Source organism: Sphingomonas sp. HMP9 (assembly GCF_013374115.1).
Lineage (GTDB): Bacteria > Pseudomonadota > Alphaproteobacteria > Sphingomonadales > Sphingomonadaceae > Sphingomonas.
In genome coordinates, this window is the sequence record NZ_AP022673.1 from 657,677 (window position 1) to 677,034 (window position 19,358).

Sequence of the window (19,358 nt, forward strand, 5' to 3'; positions counted from 1 at the left end):
TGTTCGGCGGTCGCGGCCGGTACGCCCGGCACTTCGCCTGTTCTGTCCCATAGACAGCATAATTGGAGAACGTTCACAACCTAACGATTGCCGCGTGTTGCAGGCTTGACAAAATTTGGACTTTGGCAGAGGGGAACGTTCTCAAACAAGACGGCGCGGGGGTAACTGCGCCGACACAGGGAGGATGATGATGAGGGGCTGCAGCACCCGTTTGGCTACGCGACTCGCGCTTGGCGCGTCGATGCTCGCACTAGCGGGCTATCCGATGATCGCGGCGGCGCAGGACACGTCCTCGACCATGGGCAACCCTGGTCCGTCGACGATCCAGGACAGTCCCTCAACCACCGATGCGACGACGACGCAGAGCACGGGTGTAGCCGATGGTACCGATGCGAGCGGCGACGATATCGTCGTTACCGGCATCCGCGCGAGCCTTCGCAAGTCGATCGATCTGAAGCGCGATGCCCAGGGTATCGTCGATGCGATCTCGGCCGAGGATATCGGCAAGTTCCCCGATACCAACCTGGCGGAATCGCTGCAGCGTATCACCGGCGTGTCGATCGACCGCTCCAACGGCGAAGGGCAGTTCGTCACCGTCCGCGGTTTCGGCCCCGAATATAACCTCGTCACGCTGAACGGTCGCCAGCTCGCGACCTCGATCATCGGCGACGGCAACAGTGCGCCGGTGTCGCGCTCGTTCGACTTCGCCAATCTCGCGTCCGAAGGCGTCGCGGCACTCGAAGTCTACAAATCGGGCCGCGCGAGCGTGCCATCGGGCGGCATCGGTTCGACCATCAACATCCGCACGCCGCGGCCGTTCGACAAGATGGGCCTGCGCGGCTCGCTGTCGGCGCGTGGCGTGATGGACACGTCGCAGAACGGCAAGAACGACATAACGCCGGAAGTGTCGGGGATCATCTCGAACACGTTCGCCGATGACCGGATCGGTGTCCTGCTGCTCGGGTCGTTCCAGGAGCGTCACTTCAGCGCGAACCAGGCGAACATCGGCTTCCGCGACGGCTATCTCGGGTCTGAGAACAACTGGGGTTCGCTGGCCCCGGCTGGCGATCCCCGCGCGGCCAACATCACGAACCGGCCGGATGCAACCGACGTCTACCAGGTGCCGCAGAATGGCGGCTATGACGTCGTCAACGGCAAGCGTCAGCGTATCAACGGGCAGGCCGTGCTGCAGTTCAAGCCGACGGACTCGCTGACGGCGACCGTCGACTATACGTACTCGCGCAACACGATCGATATCCGCGATAACAGCGTGGGTATCTGGTACAATCACGGCGATACGTCGAGCGCCTGGACCGATGGTCCCGTAGCCGGCCCTGTCTTCTATACCGAGCGCTTCGGCGCGGGCGAGACCAAGGATCTTGCCTATTCGGCATCGCAGACCTCGGCGCGCAGCGAGAACAAGGCGCTCGGCGGCAACCTCACCTGGAAGGCGCCGGGCGGCGTCACCATGGTGCTCGACGTCAATCACTCCACGGCGGAGTCGAAGCCGAACAGCCCCTACGGCAACAGCAATTCGGTCGGCACCGCGGTCTTTGGTATTCAAAACCAGACGATCAATTTCGAGAACACGCTGCCGGTCATCTCGTTCAATACATATGCCGGCATCGATCCGCGCAATGCCGCGAACATCGTCCCTACCGGCAGTGCGTTCCGCAATTCGTATTTCCGTGACGAGATCAACCAGGTCCAGGTCAAGGGTCATTACGACCATGACGGGGGTTTCCTCGACAGCCTGGATTGGGGCGTACAGTACACCGACAACAAGGTGCGCTCGGCGTACAGCGTGCTGCAGAACGACACGTGGGGCGGCACTGGCGGCGACAGTGCCGCGCAACGTGCAGCAGCGGCCGCGCTGCTGCCGGACAGTCTCTTCAATCTGACCAGCATTCCGGACAAGTTCTCGGGCCTCAGCGGCTCGAACGATCCGAACATCGTCCAGTCATTCTACTCGTTCGACCTCCCGAGCGTCGTCAAGTTGCTTGATCCGGCCTACAAGATCTGTGGCGGCAACGGTCAGTGCCTGATCCCGTACACGACCGATTCACGGGTGCGGGAAAAGACGATTGCGCCGTATTTCCAGTTCAACGGCAAGTTCGAGGTGGCGTCGGTACCCGGGCACATCATCGGCGGCGTGCGGTACGAGACGACCAACGTCACCGCGTCCGCGCTGGTGCCGACCCCGTCCGGCGCACGCCAGAATTCGCAGAACGAGTTCAATATCCTGTTCGCGGGTACCGGCTTCACGTCGTTCCGGGGCAGCTACCAGAACTGGTTGCCGTCGGTCGACTTCGACATCGAACCGGTCGACAGCGTCAAGCTGCGCGCGTCGTACAGCCACACGATCACGCGTGCGGACTATGGCAGCCTGCAGGGTGGCCAGCGGCTCGACACGCTGTTCCGCGTGGGCGGTGGCACCGGATCGGTCGGCAATCCGAACCTGATCCCGTACAAGTCGAAGAACATCGATCTGTCGGCGGAATGGTATTACGGCAACGAGAGCTACATCTCGGTCGGCTATTTCCACAAGAACGTGGCGAACTATATCGGCAACACGGTGGTCAACACCAACATCGCCGGCATCACCTCGCCGACCACGACGTTCAACGGTGTGACGCGGAACGGCCCGCGCTATCAGGCGGCACTCAACGCGTTGGGGGCGAACGCCACCTTCGCGCAGATCCGCGACTATATCGGCACCAACTATCCGGGCGGCGTCGTCAACGGCACGATCATCGCGCAGCCCAACGACCCGCAGGTGAATTTCGTCATCCAGACGCCGTTCAACAGCGACCAGACCGCCAATGTCGACGGCTTCGAATTCGCGATCCAGCATAATTTCTGGCAGACGGGCTTCGGGACGATCCTCAACTACACGATCGTCAACGGCAACCGGAACTACGACAACCGGCTGCCGTCGAGCGTGTCGCAGTTCGCGGTCACGGGGCTTTCGGACAGCGCCAACGCGGTGCTGTTCTACGACAAGAACGGCCTTCAGGCGCGCGTCGCGTACAATTACCGCAAGGGGTATCTTGCGGGCGCCGGCGTGAACCCGACCTACATCAACACCTACGGGCAGTTCGATGTCAGCGCGAGCTACGCGATCACGAAGAATATCGGGATCTTCGTAGAGGGCATCAACGTCAACAGCGAGGATCGTGGCGGTCACCTGCGATCGAACAACAATATCACGTTCGCCACGAAGCAGGATCCGCGCTACTCGGCGGGCGCGCGGATCACCTTCTAGGATCCGTGACGAAAGGCCATTCTCGCGTTCGAGGATGGCCTTTCCTGTCATCGACCGGCAAAGAGAGGTCGAACAAAGCCCGTGCTCGGGTCATTAGATAGGACGGGCCAAGTGGATACGGCCATTTCCAGCGTCGTCATCGTCGGCGGCGGCACGGCAGGCTGGCTTGCCGCCTGCCGGATCGCCGCCGCCGCTCGGCCGACGGCGGCACACCCGATCACGGTGACGGTGGTGGAGTCGCCCGATGTTGCGACGATCGGTGTCGGCGAAGGCACATGGCCGACGATGCGCGCCACGCTGGAGCGTATCGGGATAGGCGAGGCCGAGTTCCTGCTCGCCTGCGACGCATCGTTCAAGCATGGGTCGCGCTTCGTCGGCTGGGCCAGCGACGGGGCCAGTAGAACGGCCAGCAAAACGGCCAGCGACACGGCCAATGACGCCTATTTCCATCCGTTCACCCCGCCGGTCGACGCCGACGCGCGTACGCTCGTCGCCGGCTGGCAAGCCGACGCGCCCGGCTGCGCGTTCGCCGAAATGGTCACGTCGCAACCCCAGGTGGCGCGACAGGGGCTCGCCCCCCGCCAGCGATCGATGCCCGACTTCGCGGGCGCGTTGAACTATGGCTATCATCTCGACGCCGGCAAGCTGGCCGCGTTGCTCACGCGCCATGCCACCACGCGACTGGGTGTCCGGCATCTGCGCGACCATGTGATCGACGTGGAACGGACAGCCGACGGCGTCGTGACCGCGGTCCGGACCCGGGAGAATGGCGCCGTGTCCGGCGACCTGTTCCTCGATTGCACGGGGCATGCCGCGTTGCTGGTCGGTGATGTGCCGTTCATCGATCGCGGCGACGTGCTGTTCAACGATCGCGCGCTCGCAGTGCAGGTTCCGGTCGCGGCCGACAGTCCGATCGCCGCGCAGACCGATGCGACCGCGCATGCCGCGGGATGGATCTGGGACATCGGCCTGCCGACGCGACGCGGCGTCGGCTGCGTCTATTCCTCCGCGCACATCAGCGACGACGAAGCGGCGGCGACGCTGAGCCGGTATCTCGGGACGTCGGAGCCGATCGCACCGCGGCGCCTGACCTTCCGCTCCGGCCACCGTGCGCGGTTCTGGAACGGCAACTGTCTTGCAATAGGGCTGTCCGCGGGATTCCTCGAACCGCTCGAAGCGTCGGCGATCGTCACGATCGAACTGTCGCTCGACGCGTTGCTCGACGACTGGCCGACGCGCGAGACGATGGCGCTGACCGCCGCACGCTTCAACACGCTGTTCCGCTATCGCTGGGACCGGATCGTCGAGTTCCTCAAGCTGCACTACATCCTCAGCCGGCGGGAGGGGACGTATTGGCGCGACCACCGCGATCCAGCATCGGTGCCGCCGCGGCTCGCCGAATTCCTCGCGCTCTGGAAGTATCGACCGCCGACCCGTGCCGACTTCCCGATGGTGGACGAGGTGTTTCCGGCCGCAAGCTATCAGTATGTGCTGTACGGCATGGGCGGGCACCTTCCCGAGACGGGTCCACTCAAGACCGGAGCGTCGCCGGCGTTCGCGCCGATCGCGCAGCGCACGCGCGGCCTCTCTGCCGCACTTCCCACGATCCGCGCCTATCTCGACGCCTGTCGGATGGCATACAGACCGACCGCTATGGAGCAGCTTTCCTGATGGCCAATCACGTTATCCTCACCGGCGAGGAGCACCGTGCGCTGCGCATTGCTACCGCGCGCGGCGCAGACCTCGGCGATGCCGTGATGTCGTCGTTGGTGGTACCGAACGAATTTCGCCGCGTGCAGAACGACTACCCGATCCTGTTCCGGCTCACACCCCAGCGCGATCGGTTCCAGGCGCTGGCGATGTTCGGGTTCGAACCCGGCGAGAACCTGTTCCTCGCCGGCGACCGTTGGGACGCGCCCTATCGCCCGCTCGCGATGCAGATCCAGCCCTTCCTGATCGGCCACCCCGCGGCCGAGGGCGGCGACAAGCAGATCCATCTCGACCTCGACAGCCCGCGGATCGCGACCGACGGTGAAGGCGTGCGCGTGTTCGACGATCTCGGCCGTCCGACGCCGTATCTGGAGGGGGTCGCCGAGCAACTGGGCGAGCTCGACGCGGGTTGGCAGCAGACCGACGGCTTCTTCGCGGCACTGACCCGCCATGAACTGCTCGAGCCGTTGACGCTCGAGATCACGCTGGATGACGGCTCGACCAACCGGCTGGTCGGCTATCACGGTATTGCCGAGGAACGCCTTCATCAACTCGACGCGAGCGCGCTGGGCGCCTTGCATGCGGACGGCCATTTGTTGCCGGTGTTCATGGCACTGGCCTCGCTCGCCAACGTTACCAAGCTGATCGCGCGCAAGAACCGGCAGGCCCGAGCGCATGGCTGAAGCCGATCCCGGCATCTTTGCAGGGCTCGCGACTGTGCCCGAGATACGCGTCGCCGATGCGTCCGATCTCGACGCCCGGCTGCGGGATGCGACGACGCCGTTCATCGTGCGCGGGCTGGTTAAGGACTGGCCGCTGGTCGAAGCGGGCCGTCGCTCGTCGCGCGACGCCCGCGCGTATCTGTTGCGGCATAACCGCGATCTGGCCTTCACCGTCTCGGTCGGGGAGCAGGGCAGCGACGGACGGTTGTTCTATGATGCCGGCATGGCGATGAACTTTCGCACGCTGCGCGCGTCGTTGCCCGACATCTTCCAGCGGATCGACTCGATCGAGGGGCAGGCCGGGGCACCGCCGGTCTATCTCGCGTCGATCGACATGCACCAGTTCTTCGCTGGGCTGTACGAGGCGAACCACGTCGATCTTGGCGACCGGACCTGCCTGTCGAGCATCTGGATCGGCACCAAGACGCGGATCGCCGCGCATAACGACCTGCCCAACAATCTCGCTTGCGTGGCGGCGGGGCGACGCCGCTTCACGCTGTTCCCGCGCGAACAGTTCCGCAACCTGCATCTGGGGCCGATCGACAACACGCCCGCCGGACGCGCGATCAGCATGGTCGACTTCCACGCCCCCGATCTTGATCGCCATCCACGCTTTCCCGACGCGCTGGCGCATGCGCAGGTCGCCGAGCTCGAAGCGGGCGACGCGCTCTACATCCCCGCACTGTGGTGGCACCATGTCGAGGGGCTCGCCGACTTCAACATCCTGGTGAACTATTGGTGGCGCGAGACGCCGCGCTGGCTGGGGTCGCCGCAGGATGCGCTCAACCATGCGATGCTGGCGATCCGCGACCTGCCCGAGGACCAGAAGGCGCATTGGCGCGACCTGTTCGACTATTACGTGTTCGCGAATACCGACGACGTGACCGCCCATATCCCCGAGGAGGGCCGCAGCGTGCTGGCCCCGCTCGATCCGGAAAGCGCCGGACGCATCCGCGCTTTCCTGCTCAGGAATCTCAGCCAATGACCGTGACACCACGCAGGATCGTCGTCGCGGGGGGCGGCACGGCGGGCTGGATGGCCGCCGCCGCGATCGCGCGGACGATGGGCAGCACCGCGAAAGTGACGCTCGTCGAGTCGGACGCGATCGGCACCGTCGGGGTCGGCGAGTCGACCATTCCGCCGCTCGTCACCTATAACCGGCTGCTCGGGATCGGCGAGGCGGACTTCGTGCGCGCCACCCAGGCGACGTTCAAGCTCGGCATCCTGTTCGACGGGTGGAAGGACGGCAGCGATCGGTATTTCCACTCGTTCGGGATCACCGGCAAGGACCATTGGTCCGCCGGCTTCCAGCATTTCTGGCTGAACGGACGCACGCGCGGGCATGACGAGTCCTACGACGCCTATTGCCTCGAACTGGCCGCCGCGATGGAGGGCAAGTTCGCGCACCTTCCCGACGAGGGCATGAACTATGCGTATCAGCTCGATTCCACGCTCTACGCGAAGTTCCTGCGCGGCATGGCGGAGGCGGATGGCACGACCCGCATCGAGGGCCGCATCGCGCGTGTCGCGCTCGACGGCGAAACTGGCGACGTAGCCGCGCTCCATCTTGAGTCCGGCGCCGTAGTCGAGGGCGACCTGTTCCTCGACTGCACCGGGTTCCGTGCGTTGCTGATTGAGCAGGCGCTGCATGCCGGGTTCGATGACTGGACGCACTGGCTGCCCTGTGATTCCGCCATTGCGGTGCAGACCGAGAATGTCCGCCCGCCGGTGCCTTATACGCGCGCGATGGCGCATGATGCGGGGTGGCAATGGCGTATCCCGCTCCAGCACCGCACCGGCAACGGCATCGTCTGGTGCAGCCGCTATCTGGGTCGTGACGCCGCTCTAGAACGGCTGCTCGGCAACCTCGAGGGTGAGGTGCTGACCGAGCCCAATCACATCCGCTTCGTGACCGGCGCACGGCGTCGCCAATGGCATCGCAACGTGATCGCGATCGGCCTTTCGGGCGGCTTCATGGAGCCGCTCGAATCGACGAGCATCCACCTGATCCAGCGCGCGATCCTGCGGCTGATCCGGATGATGCCGCAGGGTGCGATCTCGCCGCGCGACGTCGCCGAGTTCAACGACCAGCAGTTCGCCGACATGGAGCAGATCCGCGACTTCCTGATCCTGCACTATAAGGCGACCGACCGGCGCGACTCCGCGTTCTGGCGTCAGTGTGCGGCGATGCCGATTCCCGACAGCCTGGCGCAGAAGATCGAGCTGTTCCGCGAGACCGGCCGCGTGTTCCGCCGCAACGAGGAATTGTTCGCGGAAAATAGCTGGGTTCAGGTGATGATGGGGCAGGGGATCGTCCCGCGGGCATATCACCCGATCGCCGACAAGTTGGGCGACGAGGAACTGACGCGCTTCCTCTCGACGTTGCGGGAGAACGTCACGCGCACCGTCGCGGGGCTGCCCGCCCATGCCGACTATGTCGCGCATTACTGCGGCGGCTGACGGCATGGCGCGGCGAAGGCAGGCAGTGACGATACGGCACGTCGCGGCGGACGCAGGCGTTTCGCTGCAGACCGTCAGCCGCGTGATCAACCGGGAGACGGGCGTGCGGCCCGAGATGATCGCGCGCGTGCAGGAGGCGATCGATCGCCTCGGCTACGTGCCGTCGATCGCGGCACAGCGGATGCGGGGGTCACGTTCGTATCTGATCGTCGCACTCAACGATCGCGAGCGGACGATCGCGGACTGGCAGGCGCGCCAGGGCACCGACTGGATCGACCAGATGCTGCTCGGCAGTATGCTGACCTGCGCCGAACACGGGTATCGGATGATCGTCGAGCTGGTCGACACGCATAACGACCATGTCGTCCGCGAGCTCAAGGCGGCGATTGCAGCGCTCCAGCCCGACGGCGTGATCCTGACCCCGCCGCATTCGGAGAACCCGCTGATCATCCGGCTGCTGGAAGCGCAGGGGATCAGCTTCGCGCGGATCGGCTCGCTGCATGAGGGCGCGGGCTTTGCGCTGACGATGGACGACGAGCGCGCTGCGCGGCTTGCGACCGAACATCTGTTGGCGTTCGGTCACCGGCGGATCGGCTTTATCGCCGGGTCGTCCGACTATGCGTTGAGCGACTGGCGCGTGACCGGCTGGCAGGCGGCGATGGCGACCGCTGGGCAGGGGGTCGACGGGCTAATGGCGCGTGGCGATTTCGGCTATGCGTCGGGGCGTGCGGCGGCGATCGCGCTGCTCGACACCGCGGATCCACCGACCGCGATCATCGCCAGCAACGACCAGATGGCGCTGGCCACGCTTGAGGCGTGCCGCGAGCGCGGGCTTGCGATTCCGCAGGACGTGTCGCTGATCAGTTTCGACAACACGCCGATCGTGCGCTTCACGCACCCGCCGCTGACCGCCATCGACCAGCCGATCGCCGAAGTCGCGGCGCGCGCGGTGGAACTCATCATCGCCGATCTGGCCGGTGAGGAAGCGTCCGAGCAACCGATCGTCGTTCCGGCCAAACTGGTGCTGCGCCAGTCGACGGCGCCATGCCGGCCGGCGTCGCAAGCGATCGGGCGAACAAGCGAAGAGTGACGGGTTTCGGGATGCGCGCCGGTGGCTTGCGCGACGGCAATCGGATTATACGGTGCAGGTCCGGACTGCCTCGGCGAGGGCTTTCAACGGATCGCCGACAGGCACGAATTCGTGCGCGAAAAAGCCCTGGAAGCCGAGATCGGCAACGCTGCGCGCAACCGCGTGCCAATTCACTTCCTGCGTGTCGTCGAGGTTATGGCGCCCAGGAACCCCGCCGGTATGGAAATGACCGATCCACGGGATATTCTGCCGGATCGTATCGATCAGGTCGCCTTCCATGATCTGCATATGGTAGATGTCGTACAGCAGCTTGACGCGGGGCGAGGCGACCTCCTTGGCGACGCGCACGCCCCAGGCGGTATGATCGGCCATATAGTCGGGATGGTCGACCTTGCTGTTGAGCAACTCGACGCAGATCGTCACACCATAATCCTCGGCAATTGCCTTGACGCGGTTCAGGCCTGCGACGGCGTTGTCGGCACCCTCCGCGTCCGACATGCCGCGGCGATTGCCCGAGAAGGCGATCACGTTGGGCACGCCGGCCTTGGCCGCTTGCGGGATGCCGATGCGGAACGCCCGTTCGATCGCCGCGTGGTTGTCACGCCGGTTCAACCCATTGGGGATCGTCATGATGTCGGCGGCATACCCCATCGTGCAGCGCAATCCATGCCGGCGCGGCACGTCGTACTCGGATGGCTGCAGCAGATCGATGCCTTCCAGCCCGATCCGCGCCGCGGCGGCGCACAATTGATCGAGCGGCATATTCTGGTAGCACCACCGGCTCACCGACTGCTTCAGGCGGCCACGCCGCAACGGTGCGGCAGCCAACCCCGCGGTCGCGCCCATGATGAGGGAAGAAGCGATGACGTTGCGCCGTGTGATCATGGCTGCACAGTAATCCAGAAGGCGATACCGGCAAGGCGTATTGCTACCTCCAGCGGCTGGTGGGCACGCGGGGTCAGCGGGATCCGAGCAGGGCGTCCAGCGAGATTGGCGAATAACCGTTAGCATCGACGCCGACGTCGAACTGGCGAGGCATCGGTTTCAGTCTACCGTGACTGTGGCCGTGCAGATTGAGCGCGCCGCGATGCTGCCCGTTCCAGCTTCGGAACGGATAATGACACAGGACGAGCGACCGGCCGTCCAACGCGATCTCCGCATAGTCAGCGACGCTGGTCCACCCCTCGGCCGCGAGCGTCGCGTCCGGATCGTTGTTCCCGCGAAGCAGGTGCTTGGTGCCGTTTAGCCTGGCGAGCAGTTTGGCGACGTCCGCCGGTCGCCGCGCGACGTCGCCCAGGTGCCACACCACGTCATCCGCGCCGACGACGGCGTTCCACCGCGCGACCAGCGCCTCGTCCATGTCGGCTGCGTTGGCGAACGGCCGGCGGGAGATGTTGATCGTGCGGTGGTCGCCGAAATGCGTGTCCGCGGTGAAGAAGACGTGCATCAGCGGTGGAGTTTCGACGGGCCGGCCATGGCGTCCCAACACTCTCCGGCGTCAAAGGTTCGGCGCAATCGGGTGGCTTGCGTAGTCGGCTCAACGACCTGCCATATCGGGCAGTATGATGTCGGCGAAATTCTGCCGGATATAGTCCAGCTTGGGATCGATGTAGCGGCGGCAAAAGGGCCTGTCCGGGTCGGTCCGGTAGTAATTGTGGTAGCGCGCGTCGGATGGTTTGAAGTCCCGGAACGCAAGCACCAGCGTTCGGGCTGCGGCGTTGGTTTCCTGCGCGAACGCGGCGACCGTCCGTGCGACCTCGCCACGCTGGTCCGCGTCGAATATGTAGATCGCGCTTCGATACCGTCCTTCGGGCGAATAGCTCCCGTTCACCGAATGCGTCCGCAAATGAACCTCTGCCAACGTCCCCAGGTCGATGATCGCAGGGTCGAACGCGACGACGACGCCTTCCGCCCATGTGTCGGATGGCGCGTCCGATCGTAGAAAGCCCTGATCGACCTGGATGACGCCGCGCAACGCCTGGAAGACCCCCTCGGTGCACCAATGGCACCCACCGCCAAAACCGATCTTTTCCACCTTCATGCTCCTGCGCCTACCATAGGGCATGTCATCCTTCGGAGAGATAGATGTGCCAACCGCGTCTTTCAAAGCCAGCCGCCGAGGTCCGCCCGTCTGAGGTGAGCAAGATACGTTCCCTATTCGTTCGGGTTGCGCTATCGCATCGCCATGGTCGCTAAGCTCAGTCGCAACAACAGGCTTCCCGCTGCGAAAGGCACCGGGATCGTTAGCGCGACAGTGTCGAACTTTGCCGATCTCGTAGAGGCGAAGAGCGAACGGCTGCCGATCTTTGCAGAGGCCGTAGCGGCATAATGCTCGACCTGTTCGATACGCCGATCCTGCCAGGACTGCGCACGCGTCCCGACATCATCGATCGGGAGGAAGAGAGCATGCTGATCGCGCAGATCAATGCCACCGATCCGACCCCGTTCAAGTTTCAAGGCTGGACAGGCAAGCGCCTCACCACGTCGTTCGGCTGGGCCTATGATTTCGAGGCGGGACGTCCGGTGGCGGCCGAACCACTTCCCGGCTGGCTTCTGCCGATCAGAGACCGGGCGGCGTGTTTCGCCCAGCTCGACCTGATCCTGCTCATTCAGGCGCTGCTGATCCGCTATGATCCCGGCGCAGGTATCGGCTGGCACCGCGACCGGCCAGTCTATGAGGATGTCATCGGTATCTCGCTCGGAGAGCCTGCAACCATGCGATTCCGGCGCCGGCGCGAGGGCGGATTCGAACGGGCGGCGATCCCGCTCGATCCCCGCGCCGCATACCATCTGGGCGGAGCCGCTCGCCATGACTGGGAACACAGTATCGTCGAAATGGATCGTCCCCGTTGGTCGATCACCTTCCGCAGCCTATCCATGATCGGGCAAAGGACGATCGTCAGGCACTAGGTCGGCAAGACGCGACGCGATGCGGTGTCGCTTTCCCGCCCTGCCGATCCGTCAACCAGCGCGATTGGAGGACAGCCGTAGCAACCGGCCGCCGGGTGCGTCTTCCAGGAGCCAGAGCGCGCCGTCCGGGCCAGCCATGACCGCGCGGATCCGCGCACCCATGGCCCACCGCTCCGCTTCGCTGGGAACCGTACCTTCGAATGTGATCCGGATGAGCGCTTCCGACGCCAGCCCGCCGACAAAGGCCGACCCGCGCCATTGTGGAAACATCGTACCGTCATAGAATGTGAGCCCAGCCGGCGCGATGATCGGGGTCCAATACAGCGCCGGCTGCTGGAACTTCGCCTTGCCGATCGGTGAAGCGATAGGCGTGTCGTCGTAGTTCTTGCCGTACGAGACGACGGGCCACCCGTAATTCTTGCCCTGTTCGATCAGGTTCAACTCGTCACCGCCTTGCGGGCCCATCTCGGTCGACCACAGGCGACCTTTGGCATCGAACGCAAGGCCGTAGGGATTTCGATGACCCGTCGTCCAGGTTTCCGCCTGGGTCAGGTTCGGGCCGGGTATTGTCTCCTTGCGTACCGGCGCGCTAGCGGCCGAGCCGGTATTTTCTGGCGGGTCGATCACGCCGATGGTCGTCGCGCCGACCTTACCCGCTTCGGGGTTGCCGGGCGCAGGCTTGCCGTCCAGCGTCAGCCGCAGGATCTTGCCGAGCGCCTGGTCGGGGTCCTGCGCCGGGGTAAAACGCTGCCGCTCACCGGAGGTAAGGAAAAGATAGCGGCCGTCCGGCGAGAACGCGATGTAGCCGCCGAACTGACCGCCATGGCCGCGGGGCAGCTGCCGCCATAGGACTTGAAGGTCTTTCAACGTCGGTCGAGCCGCGCCGAGATCGAGCGTTGCCCGAGCAAGCGCCAGGCCATCGCCGCCCTCGCCGGGTTCGGAATAGGTGAGGTAGATTTGCCCGCTCTGCGCGAAGTCGGGGGCCGTGGCGACGAACAACAGGCCTCCCTGTCCCTCGAAGTGGACACGCGGCACGCCGCTGACGGGCGTCTTTGCGCCCGCCGCGGTGACCAGCCACAGCCGGCCCGGTTTCTCGGTCACCAGCATCCTCTGGTCCGGAAGAAAGGCCAGTGCCCAAGGTGCATCGAACGCGGCGACGGGATTGACCTTGAACGGCTTGGACGACGCGGGTTTCGCCGCCCCGTAATTTACCGGTGGCGCGGGAGCCTGCGACCCGGACGGTGGCGTGGCGCGGTCCGTCGGTCCGCACCCGATCAGGAGCGACAGCGCAGCCATGGACAGTCTATGATAGGCAGGCACAGGTGATCCTCTCGATACAGGTGACGGGTGTGTCGCAAATGCGATCGAGCAACCAGCCGATTATTGCGCCAAAAGCAGATTTCATCGGTGCAGATTGGTGTCTGCCCAAATCGCCGCGCCTGCGGATAGCGCCGGCGTGGCTCCTCATTGGCGGCCGTTGGCGCCCTTCCGACGCCCTGCCGTGCGCGACGCCGGGCTGATGACCAGTAGCGACACGCCCTGGCGCGGCAGGGCGAACGCCAGCCTGGCGTCACCGCCGTGCGCTGTAAGCTGCCTGGGTTCAGCGTCCATCGTCGCGAGTTCGGCGGCCTTGAGCAACGTGACGCGCTGCTCGTTCGTCGGGGCTAGCGGCGATCCCATCGCTCGCCATGCGGCAAAGCTGTTCGAATGATCAGCATCGACCCGGTAGTGGGTCAGTACCGCGCCCTTCGCGAAGGCGCGAGGCAGTCGGTGGAGCCGCAATCGGACCGCCGCTTTCGGTCCCGGGAGATCATCGTCATGATAGTGCCAGACGAGCACCGTCAGCGTGTTGCCGTCGAGGCTTGCAATGCTGCCGACATCGGCGGCGCCGCGCACGCCGTTGGTCATCACCGTGTCCAGCGCGACCTGATGATCGGACACCGCAGGCACGTACCGACCGTTCATTCGCGCGAACATCTTGAACATGTTCATGACTGGCAGGTCGATGCCGTTCGACGTTAGCTGGCGAAAGCCCGCAAACGGGGCCTGATCCTCGAACTCGAACGCCCAGGACAGGATACCTGTGAGATTGAGGCGATGGCGGTCGGCAAGCGCGAGCAGCCGCGGAAACGATGCCGCGGTGTAGCTCGAATACATCGTGCCGTTGCGGTACGCATTGGCCGGTCCCTGGCACGCCGCGCAGCCTTCCGGATCGGACTCGCCGATGACGATGGGTTTGTCCCGGAATGCCGGGTTGGCGCTGATCGCGGTGAATTCGTGATCGGCGGCCTTGAGGTGGGTGTTCAACCCCATGCGGACATGACCGCCCGTCGCATCCTCGACAAGCAGGGGCTGGCCCTTTGCGTGGAAGGACAGGAAGTCGGTCGGTGTGCCCGCCGCCTGTACGTGCGCCATGAATGCGCTGAGGAAATCGTCGCCGGCGCCGGCATTGTCCGGTCCTCCGACGCGCGCGCCGGGTAGCGCCCGTCGGACGCCGCGGACCGCGGCATCGTGCAGCCGGAAGAATGGCTCACGCGTGCCGCCCCAGTAATATTGCGGCAGATTGGCTTCGTTCCAGGTCTGGAAATACCAGCTCGCGACGTCTTCGCGACCATAGCGGTCGACGCAATGACGGACCCATTGGTAGATCAATTCCTCCCAACGGCCGTAGTCGCGCGGGGGATAGGCCCAGCCGGTGCGCAATGCGCCGCTGCCCGGTCGCCAATCATGCTGATAGGGAACAGGCTTGGTCGACATCGCCTCGGGCATGAAGCCCAGCTCGACATAGGGTTTGACGCCGCGCGCGCGGTACGTGTCGAAGATCCTGTCGATCACGGTCCAGTTGTAGACCGGGCGACCGCTGGCATCCTCTGCATAGATCCCCGTGGACCCCCATTTCAGCGCAGGCGTGCCGTCGCCCGACGTGAAAAGGTTGTGGGTGCGGAAATACACGTGGTCGGGCGCGAGTTTGCCAAGGGTCGCCAGCGTGGTTCGCCCGTCCTTCATCGTCGCATAGTTCGGCTCGTCTGCGCCGAAGAAACGCCACACCGGTTCCACGGGCCGTTCTGGACGACCGGCATCGACCTCCACGACGACAGGAAACGCGTCGGCAGCATGTGTCGGGTCGGCTCTTGCGGGAGCGAGAATGGCGACCGCCGCAGCACCGATCATCACCAACCGCATCATGCTGTCGTCACCTGCTCCTGCGGCGGCGAACACGATGCGAACGATGTCGTCTCCGACCATGCGAGCGGCGCGATGGCGGACAGTCCAGAATGCTCGGTCCGATCGAACGCTATCATCTGGGCCTCACTTCGTCGTTCGGGGAGCAAGCCATCCGCCGTCGGCCAGCCAGTCCTGCAAGCGATCCGGCCAATGCAGGATCGAAATCCGGTCCGACTCGTCGAGGTTGAACGCGTGGCCGCTGTCCGCATACATATGGAGTTCGGCTGACACGCCGCTCTTGCGCAGCTGTTCATAAAGCGCGACCGTGGGCGCCGCACAGCAGGGATCGCGGCTGCCGGCCACCAGGAAGGCCGGCGGCGCGTTCTTGACGGCGGTGGCTGGGATGCCGCGCGGTCCGGGGAAGACGAGGACCTGGAAATCGGGGCGCGCGGATTGCTTGTCGACGGCATCGCCGGCGCCGCTTCGTGCTGGCTCGGGATTGTCTGCGATCAGCGAAACGAGTTCGCCGCCGGCTGAAAAGCCCATCGCACCGACGCGCGACGAGTCGATACCATAATCGGCGGCATGCGCGCGGACCCAGCGGAGCGCGCGTCGTGCATCGTCCGCGGCATCGCCCTCGACCGAGTATTTCGAACCAGGCTCGTTCGCGAGCCGGTATTTGAGCACGAAGGCGGTGACGCCCATGCGGTTGAGCGCCGTCGCGACCTTGGTGCCTTCATTGGTCCACACCAGCAGTTTGTGACCACCGCCGGGCATGATCACCACCGCGGCCCCGTTGCGGTGCGCAGGCGCGGCGGGGAAGGCGATCAGCGACGGATCGTGGATGTTGCGAACCCAATAGTCGCGCGCAACTTCGGCCTCGCCGCGACGGGCAGCCGATCCCGGCGCGCCGTTCGGCCACAGCTTGATCATGGTGTAGTGCGGCGGCTGTTCGGGTGCGGGATCCTGCGCGCCGAGCGGAGCGGCCACGAGCAGTGCGACGGCCGTGAGCAGGACACGCTTCATTTGGCCTCTCCAGCCGCGGCCACTGCCGCACGCGCGGTGAGGATCAAGGTCGACGTCGTGCTGACGGTATAGTCGTTTTGGAACCACAGGAACGACCATTCGGTCTTGGCGATACCCTTGTGTGACACACATCTCTCCTGTCGAATGGCGGGGCCCATGGCGCGCTTGGTCGCGCGGCGGATCGTCACTGCGCCGGTTTCAGCCAGCCATGCATCGCCATCCAGCGGGTGAACTCATCGAACCAGCCCGTGCTCGTCGTCGTCTTGGGGTACATGCCGAAGCCGTGTCCGCCCTGTTCGAACAGGTGGAATTCGACCGGGCGCTTGGCCGCACGCCAGCTCTCGATCAGTCCGAAGCCGCTATTGCCGAAGAAGGGATCGTCCGCCGCGAGCGCAACGAACATCGGCGGTGCGTCGGCGGGAACCGTCATGGCGGCGAGCGGGCCGTAGATGTTGCCGATGAACGCCGGTTTCGCATCCTGTCCCGCGACGGTCGTCGCCATCGTCAGCATCGCACCTGCCGAAAACCCGACCATCCCGATGCGGGCGGGATCGACATGCCATTCGCCGGCGCGCGTGCGGACCAGCGCAAACGCCGCCCGTGCGTCGGCGATCTGCGGCGCAAGGCCCGCCATCATCGCCGCAGCGCTCGGACGTGGCGGCTGCGTGCCTCGTGGCGCCGGCTGCGCGAACGTAGCGAGATCCTGCGGTGTCGGGTTCAGGCGATATTTCAGGACGAACGCAGCGACGCCCCGGGCGGCAAGCGCACGCGCCACGTCCCAGCCCTCATTCTGCATCGACAGTGTCTGGAACCCACCGCCTGGCGCGACGATCACTGCGGTACCGGTGGCCTTGCCAGGATCCGGCAGGAAGGGGGTCAGCGTCGCGACAGTGACGTTGCGTGCGAACACGCTGCCATATTGGCGGTGCCACGCCTCCGGTGCGGTCGCGCCAGCGAGTTTACCGGTACCAAGGACAATCGCGCTTGGCTGCGTGGGGATGGCGATCGGGGCCATGACGTCGGTTTGCGCCAGTGCTGGCGTGGTCATGACGATCGTCAGCGCGGACAGATACACAAAAGGCTGGCCGATCCATCGATGGACGGCACGCACGTGGATCCCGAATCCCATAGTCACTCTCCCGATTTTATCGTTCTTTTCCCGACGATATCGATAGCGCTACCACAGTACAATGATTCGAGTTCGTTCTCAGCGGCTAGGTTGGCCCTGATCCTGACAACAACCAACGCCGTTTTTTAGAAGGCATGGGGCCCGTGCAGCGCGATGACGAGGAGAAGCAATGGGCGAGCCTGGTCGCTGCCTTCTCGGAGGAGGCCTACTGATAGTACCCCCTGATAGAAGGACCGTAAGTACAGTTGAACCGGTCCGCCGTCTGTGGTTTCATGACGGTTTAGGGGGCTAGCCGCATGAAAATTAGACAGGCCCTATGCGGCGTTGTTTTTGCCGCGACTGCGGCAGCGGCCGTTGCGCAGCATTCCGAACCCATGCCGCTGCCGTCGGAGGAGCCGGCGCTTGCTGTCCTGACTCGGTCGTCGACGGCTGCTTCTGATACCGAGCGTCTCGAGCTGATCGATCGGGCGCTGGCGCTGCTGCTTCAGCCCACCGCCTTTCGCGGTTCGATCCTGTGCTACAAAGGCGCGGTTCTCGACCATATGGGGCGCCGCCAGGAGGCCCGGGCTGCGTTCGACCAATGCCGCCAGCTTCGACCCGACGATCCCCGTGTGTTGATAACCATCGCGTTCGATAATGCTCAGGACCAGAAGCCAGTAGAGGCCGCCGAGCTCATCATGCGCGCGGTGGCGGTCGATCCGCATGCCGCGGATTATGTCGACCCGTCTTCGATGGACACCGTCCTGCGTCAGCTGCGTTATGCGCGGCAAGACAGGCTGGCGAACGACCTGCTCGCCGGGTTGGCGACGACCGGCTATGCCCGCCTCAATCCCAGCGCGTTTTCGGACGCGGCCTTCGCGGCAGTGCTGAGCCGTGTGCAGGACAGAAACGTGAGAGGCGCGGTGCAGATGCTGCCGTCGGTCATCGCGCCCGAGCCTGGCGTGAAGATGCTGATCGATCGGCAATTCGAGGCGATCTGGCCCAGCGTCGAGCAATGGGCGGGCGGCGATCTCTCGGTTCAGCGCAAGGTGCTGCTCGATGGCGCGCGATCCGCCTACGAGGCGGCGGCAACGCCGGCGAACAGAGTCGCCTATGCCGTCGCGCTGGTCCAGACCGGACACCGACAAGATGGCATCGCCCTCCTCGATACATGGGTCTCCGATCCGACCTCTTCGAACGTCGACGCCTGGTATCAGAACATCGCGGCTGTGAAGCTCGGTCGGTGGCTGAGTAGGGAGGGCAAGCGCGCCGAAGGCATTCGACGGATGCAACAGGCGATGTCCGCACCGGCAGCGCGCGACCCGAGCGTCGGCAATATTGCACCCAATCTCGTCGTCGAACAGCTGATCGCGCAGGATTATCAGGGGGCAGTCAAGACGCTGGATCAATATACACCGTCGCCCGAGAAGCTCGAGACACCGGCCGCTGCCGGGTTCTTCATCGCCCTCCATGCCTGTGCCGATGAGGGTATCGGGAAACATAGCGTGGCCTTGGCGGAAGCCCAGCGCGTTCGAGCCGTCTATGCCAGCGTCGATGGCGCGGTCACGCTTGCCGTGGCGTGTCTCGCGACGCCAGACGACCAAGCGCGCCTGTGGCACGACCGCGTCAAGGATCCGATGAAGCGTAGTATCGCGCTGCTCGACATCGCTCAGGCCCGTTACAGGACGCAGCATGGTTTGCCCCTGCAAGCCCTGGATGACGCGATGATGCGCCGACTTGCCGTCCGTCCCGACGTGAAGGAGGCGTATGCCCGGTTCGGCCGCGACCTGCCGATCACGTACCTGCCGGCGCTCGACGACTTCAGCGAGATCGAAGCCAAGGCTGCCTCGGCGACGAAAGGCCCCCGCAGAACGAGTAGCCTCCAGTAAGGCGTTCAATACG

At 64.8% G+C, this 19,358-nt stretch carries 17 protein-coding genes; 9 read left to right on the forward strand and 8 right to left on the reverse strand.

Going from position 1 to position 19,358, the window contains the following annotated elements; genetic code table 11:
• The first annotated feature begins 190 nt into the window (after positions 1 to 190).
• From HMP09_RS02920 to HMP09_RS02945, 6 genes are all read left to right on the forward strand, one after another.
• Positions 191 to 3,265 (forward strand): TonB-dependent receptor, encoded by a 3,075-nt coding sequence (locus HMP09_RS02920; RefSeq protein WP_176499106.1) that lies wholly within the window; start codon positions 191 to 193, stop codon positions 3,263 to 3,265.
• 111 nt (positions 3,266 to 3,376) lie between these two features.
• Entirely contained in the window at positions 3,377 to 4,936 is a 1,560-nt protein-coding gene (locus HMP09_RS02925) for a tryptophan halogenase family protein (RefSeq protein ID WP_176499107.1), read from the forward strand.
• On the forward strand, positions 4,936 to 5,658 hold the full coding sequence (locus tag HMP09_RS02930; protein WP_176499108.1) for a SapC family protein: 723 nt from the start codon (positions 4,936 to 4,938) through the stop codon (positions 5,656 to 5,658). The genes HMP09_RS02925 and HMP09_RS02930 overlap by 1 nt, the downstream gene beginning before the upstream one ends.
• Complete coding sequence (locus HMP09_RS02935; RefSeq protein WP_176499109.1) at positions 5,651 to 6,682, forward strand: cupin-like domain-containing protein; 1,032 nt, start codon at positions 5,651 to 5,653, stop codon at positions 6,680 to 6,682. The genes HMP09_RS02930 and HMP09_RS02935 overlap by 8 nt, the downstream gene beginning before the upstream one ends.
• Complete coding sequence (locus HMP09_RS02940) at positions 6,679 to 8,157, forward strand: tryptophan halogenase family protein (RefSeq protein WP_176499110.1); 1,479 nt, start codon at positions 6,679 to 6,681, stop codon at positions 8,155 to 8,157. Before HMP09_RS02935 ends, HMP09_RS02940 begins: the two co-directional genes overlap by 4 nt.
• Positions 8,158 to 8,161: 4 nt before the next feature.
• Positions 8,162 to 9,247 (forward strand): LacI family DNA-binding transcriptional regulator, encoded by a 1,086-nt coding sequence (locus HMP09_RS02945; protein ID WP_176501536.1) that lies wholly within the window; start codon positions 8,162 to 8,164, stop codon positions 9,245 to 9,247.
• Positions 9,248 to 9,292: 45 nt separating this feature from the next.
• Here the strand turns inward: HMP09_RS02945 and HMP09_RS02950 are convergent, their stop codons facing one another.
• The 3 genes from HMP09_RS02950 to HMP09_RS02960 form a co-directional block, all read right to left on the reverse strand.
• Entirely contained in the window at positions 9,293 to 10,132 is an 840-nt protein-coding gene (locus HMP09_RS02950; RefSeq protein WP_176499111.1) for a hydroxypyruvate isomerase family protein, read from the reverse strand.
• 73 nt (positions 10,133 to 10,205) lie between these two features.
• Positions 10,206 to 10,694 carry a metallophosphoesterase family protein gene (locus HMP09_RS02955; protein ID WP_176499112.1) on the reverse strand — a complete coding sequence of 163 codons (489 nt, stop codon included), beginning with the start codon at positions 10,692 to 10,694 and terminating at the stop codon, positions 10,206 to 10,208.
• 90 nt (positions 10,695 to 10,784) lie between these two features.
• Positions 10,785 to 11,288 (reverse strand): peptide-methionine (S)-S-oxide reductase, encoded by a 504-nt coding sequence (locus HMP09_RS02960; protein WP_176499113.1) that lies wholly within the window; start codon positions 11,286 to 11,288, stop codon positions 10,785 to 10,787.
• 144 nt (positions 11,289 to 11,432) lie between these two features.
• Here HMP09_RS02960 and HMP09_RS02965 point away from each other — a divergent pair, with 144 nt between their 5' ends.
• Positions 11,433 to 11,576 (forward strand): hypothetical protein, encoded by a 144-nt coding sequence (locus tag HMP09_RS02965; RefSeq protein WP_176499114.1) that lies wholly within the window; start codon positions 11,433 to 11,435, stop codon positions 11,574 to 11,576.
• A complete protein-coding gene (locus HMP09_RS02970) occupies positions 11,576 to 12,157 on the forward strand; it encodes an alpha-ketoglutarate-dependent dioxygenase AlkB (protein WP_176499115.1) in 582 nt (193 codons plus the stop codon). The genes HMP09_RS02965 and HMP09_RS02970 overlap by 1 nt, the downstream gene beginning before the upstream one ends.
• 51 nt (positions 12,158 to 12,208) lie before the next feature.
• Here HMP09_RS02970 and HMP09_RS02975 read toward each other — a convergent pair whose 3' ends face one another.
• The 5 genes from HMP09_RS02975 to HMP09_RS02990 all read right to left on the reverse strand — a co-directional run bounded on the left by HMP09_RS02975 (position 12,209) and on the right by HMP09_RS02990 (position 17,396).
• The gene (locus HMP09_RS02975) at positions 12,209 to 13,453 is read right to left on the reverse strand and encodes a PQQ-dependent sugar dehydrogenase (protein ID WP_176499116.1); all 1,245 of its coding nucleotides are present in this window, start codon (positions 13,451 to 13,453) and stop codon (positions 12,209 to 12,211) included.
• Positions 13,454 to 13,621: 168 nt separating this feature from the next.
• Positions 13,622 to 15,403: a GH39 family glycosyl hydrolase gene (locus HMP09_RS02980; protein ID WP_232090596.1), complete on the reverse strand. Its 1,782-nt coding sequence runs from the start codon at positions 15,401 to 15,403 to the stop codon at positions 13,622 to 13,624.
• 63 nt (positions 15,404 to 15,466) lie between these two features.
• Complete coding sequence (locus tag HMP09_RS02985) at positions 15,467 to 16,348, reverse strand: alpha/beta hydrolase (protein WP_176499117.1); 882 nt, start codon at positions 16,346 to 16,348, stop codon at positions 15,467 to 15,469.
• On the reverse strand, positions 16,345 to 16,476 hold the full coding sequence (locus HMP09_RS18520) for a hypothetical protein (protein ID WP_269473607.1): 132 nt from the start codon (positions 16,474 to 16,476) through the stop codon (positions 16,345 to 16,347). Before HMP09_RS18520 ends, HMP09_RS02985 begins: the two co-directional genes overlap by 4 nt.
• A gap of 56 nt (positions 16,477 to 16,532) precedes the next feature.
• On the reverse strand, positions 16,533 to 17,396 hold the full coding sequence (locus HMP09_RS02990) for an alpha/beta hydrolase (protein ID WP_232090834.1): 864 nt from the start codon (positions 17,394 to 17,396) through the stop codon (positions 16,533 to 16,535).
• Positions 17,397 to 17,773: 377 nt separating this feature from the next.
• Between HMP09_RS02990 and HMP09_RS02995 the strand changes: the two genes are divergently transcribed.
• On the forward strand, positions 17,774 to 19,345 hold the full coding sequence (locus HMP09_RS02995) for a hypothetical protein (protein ID WP_176499118.1): 1,572 nt from the start codon (positions 17,774 to 17,776) through the stop codon (positions 19,343 to 19,345).
• Positions 19,346 to 19,358 lie beyond the last annotated feature (13 nt).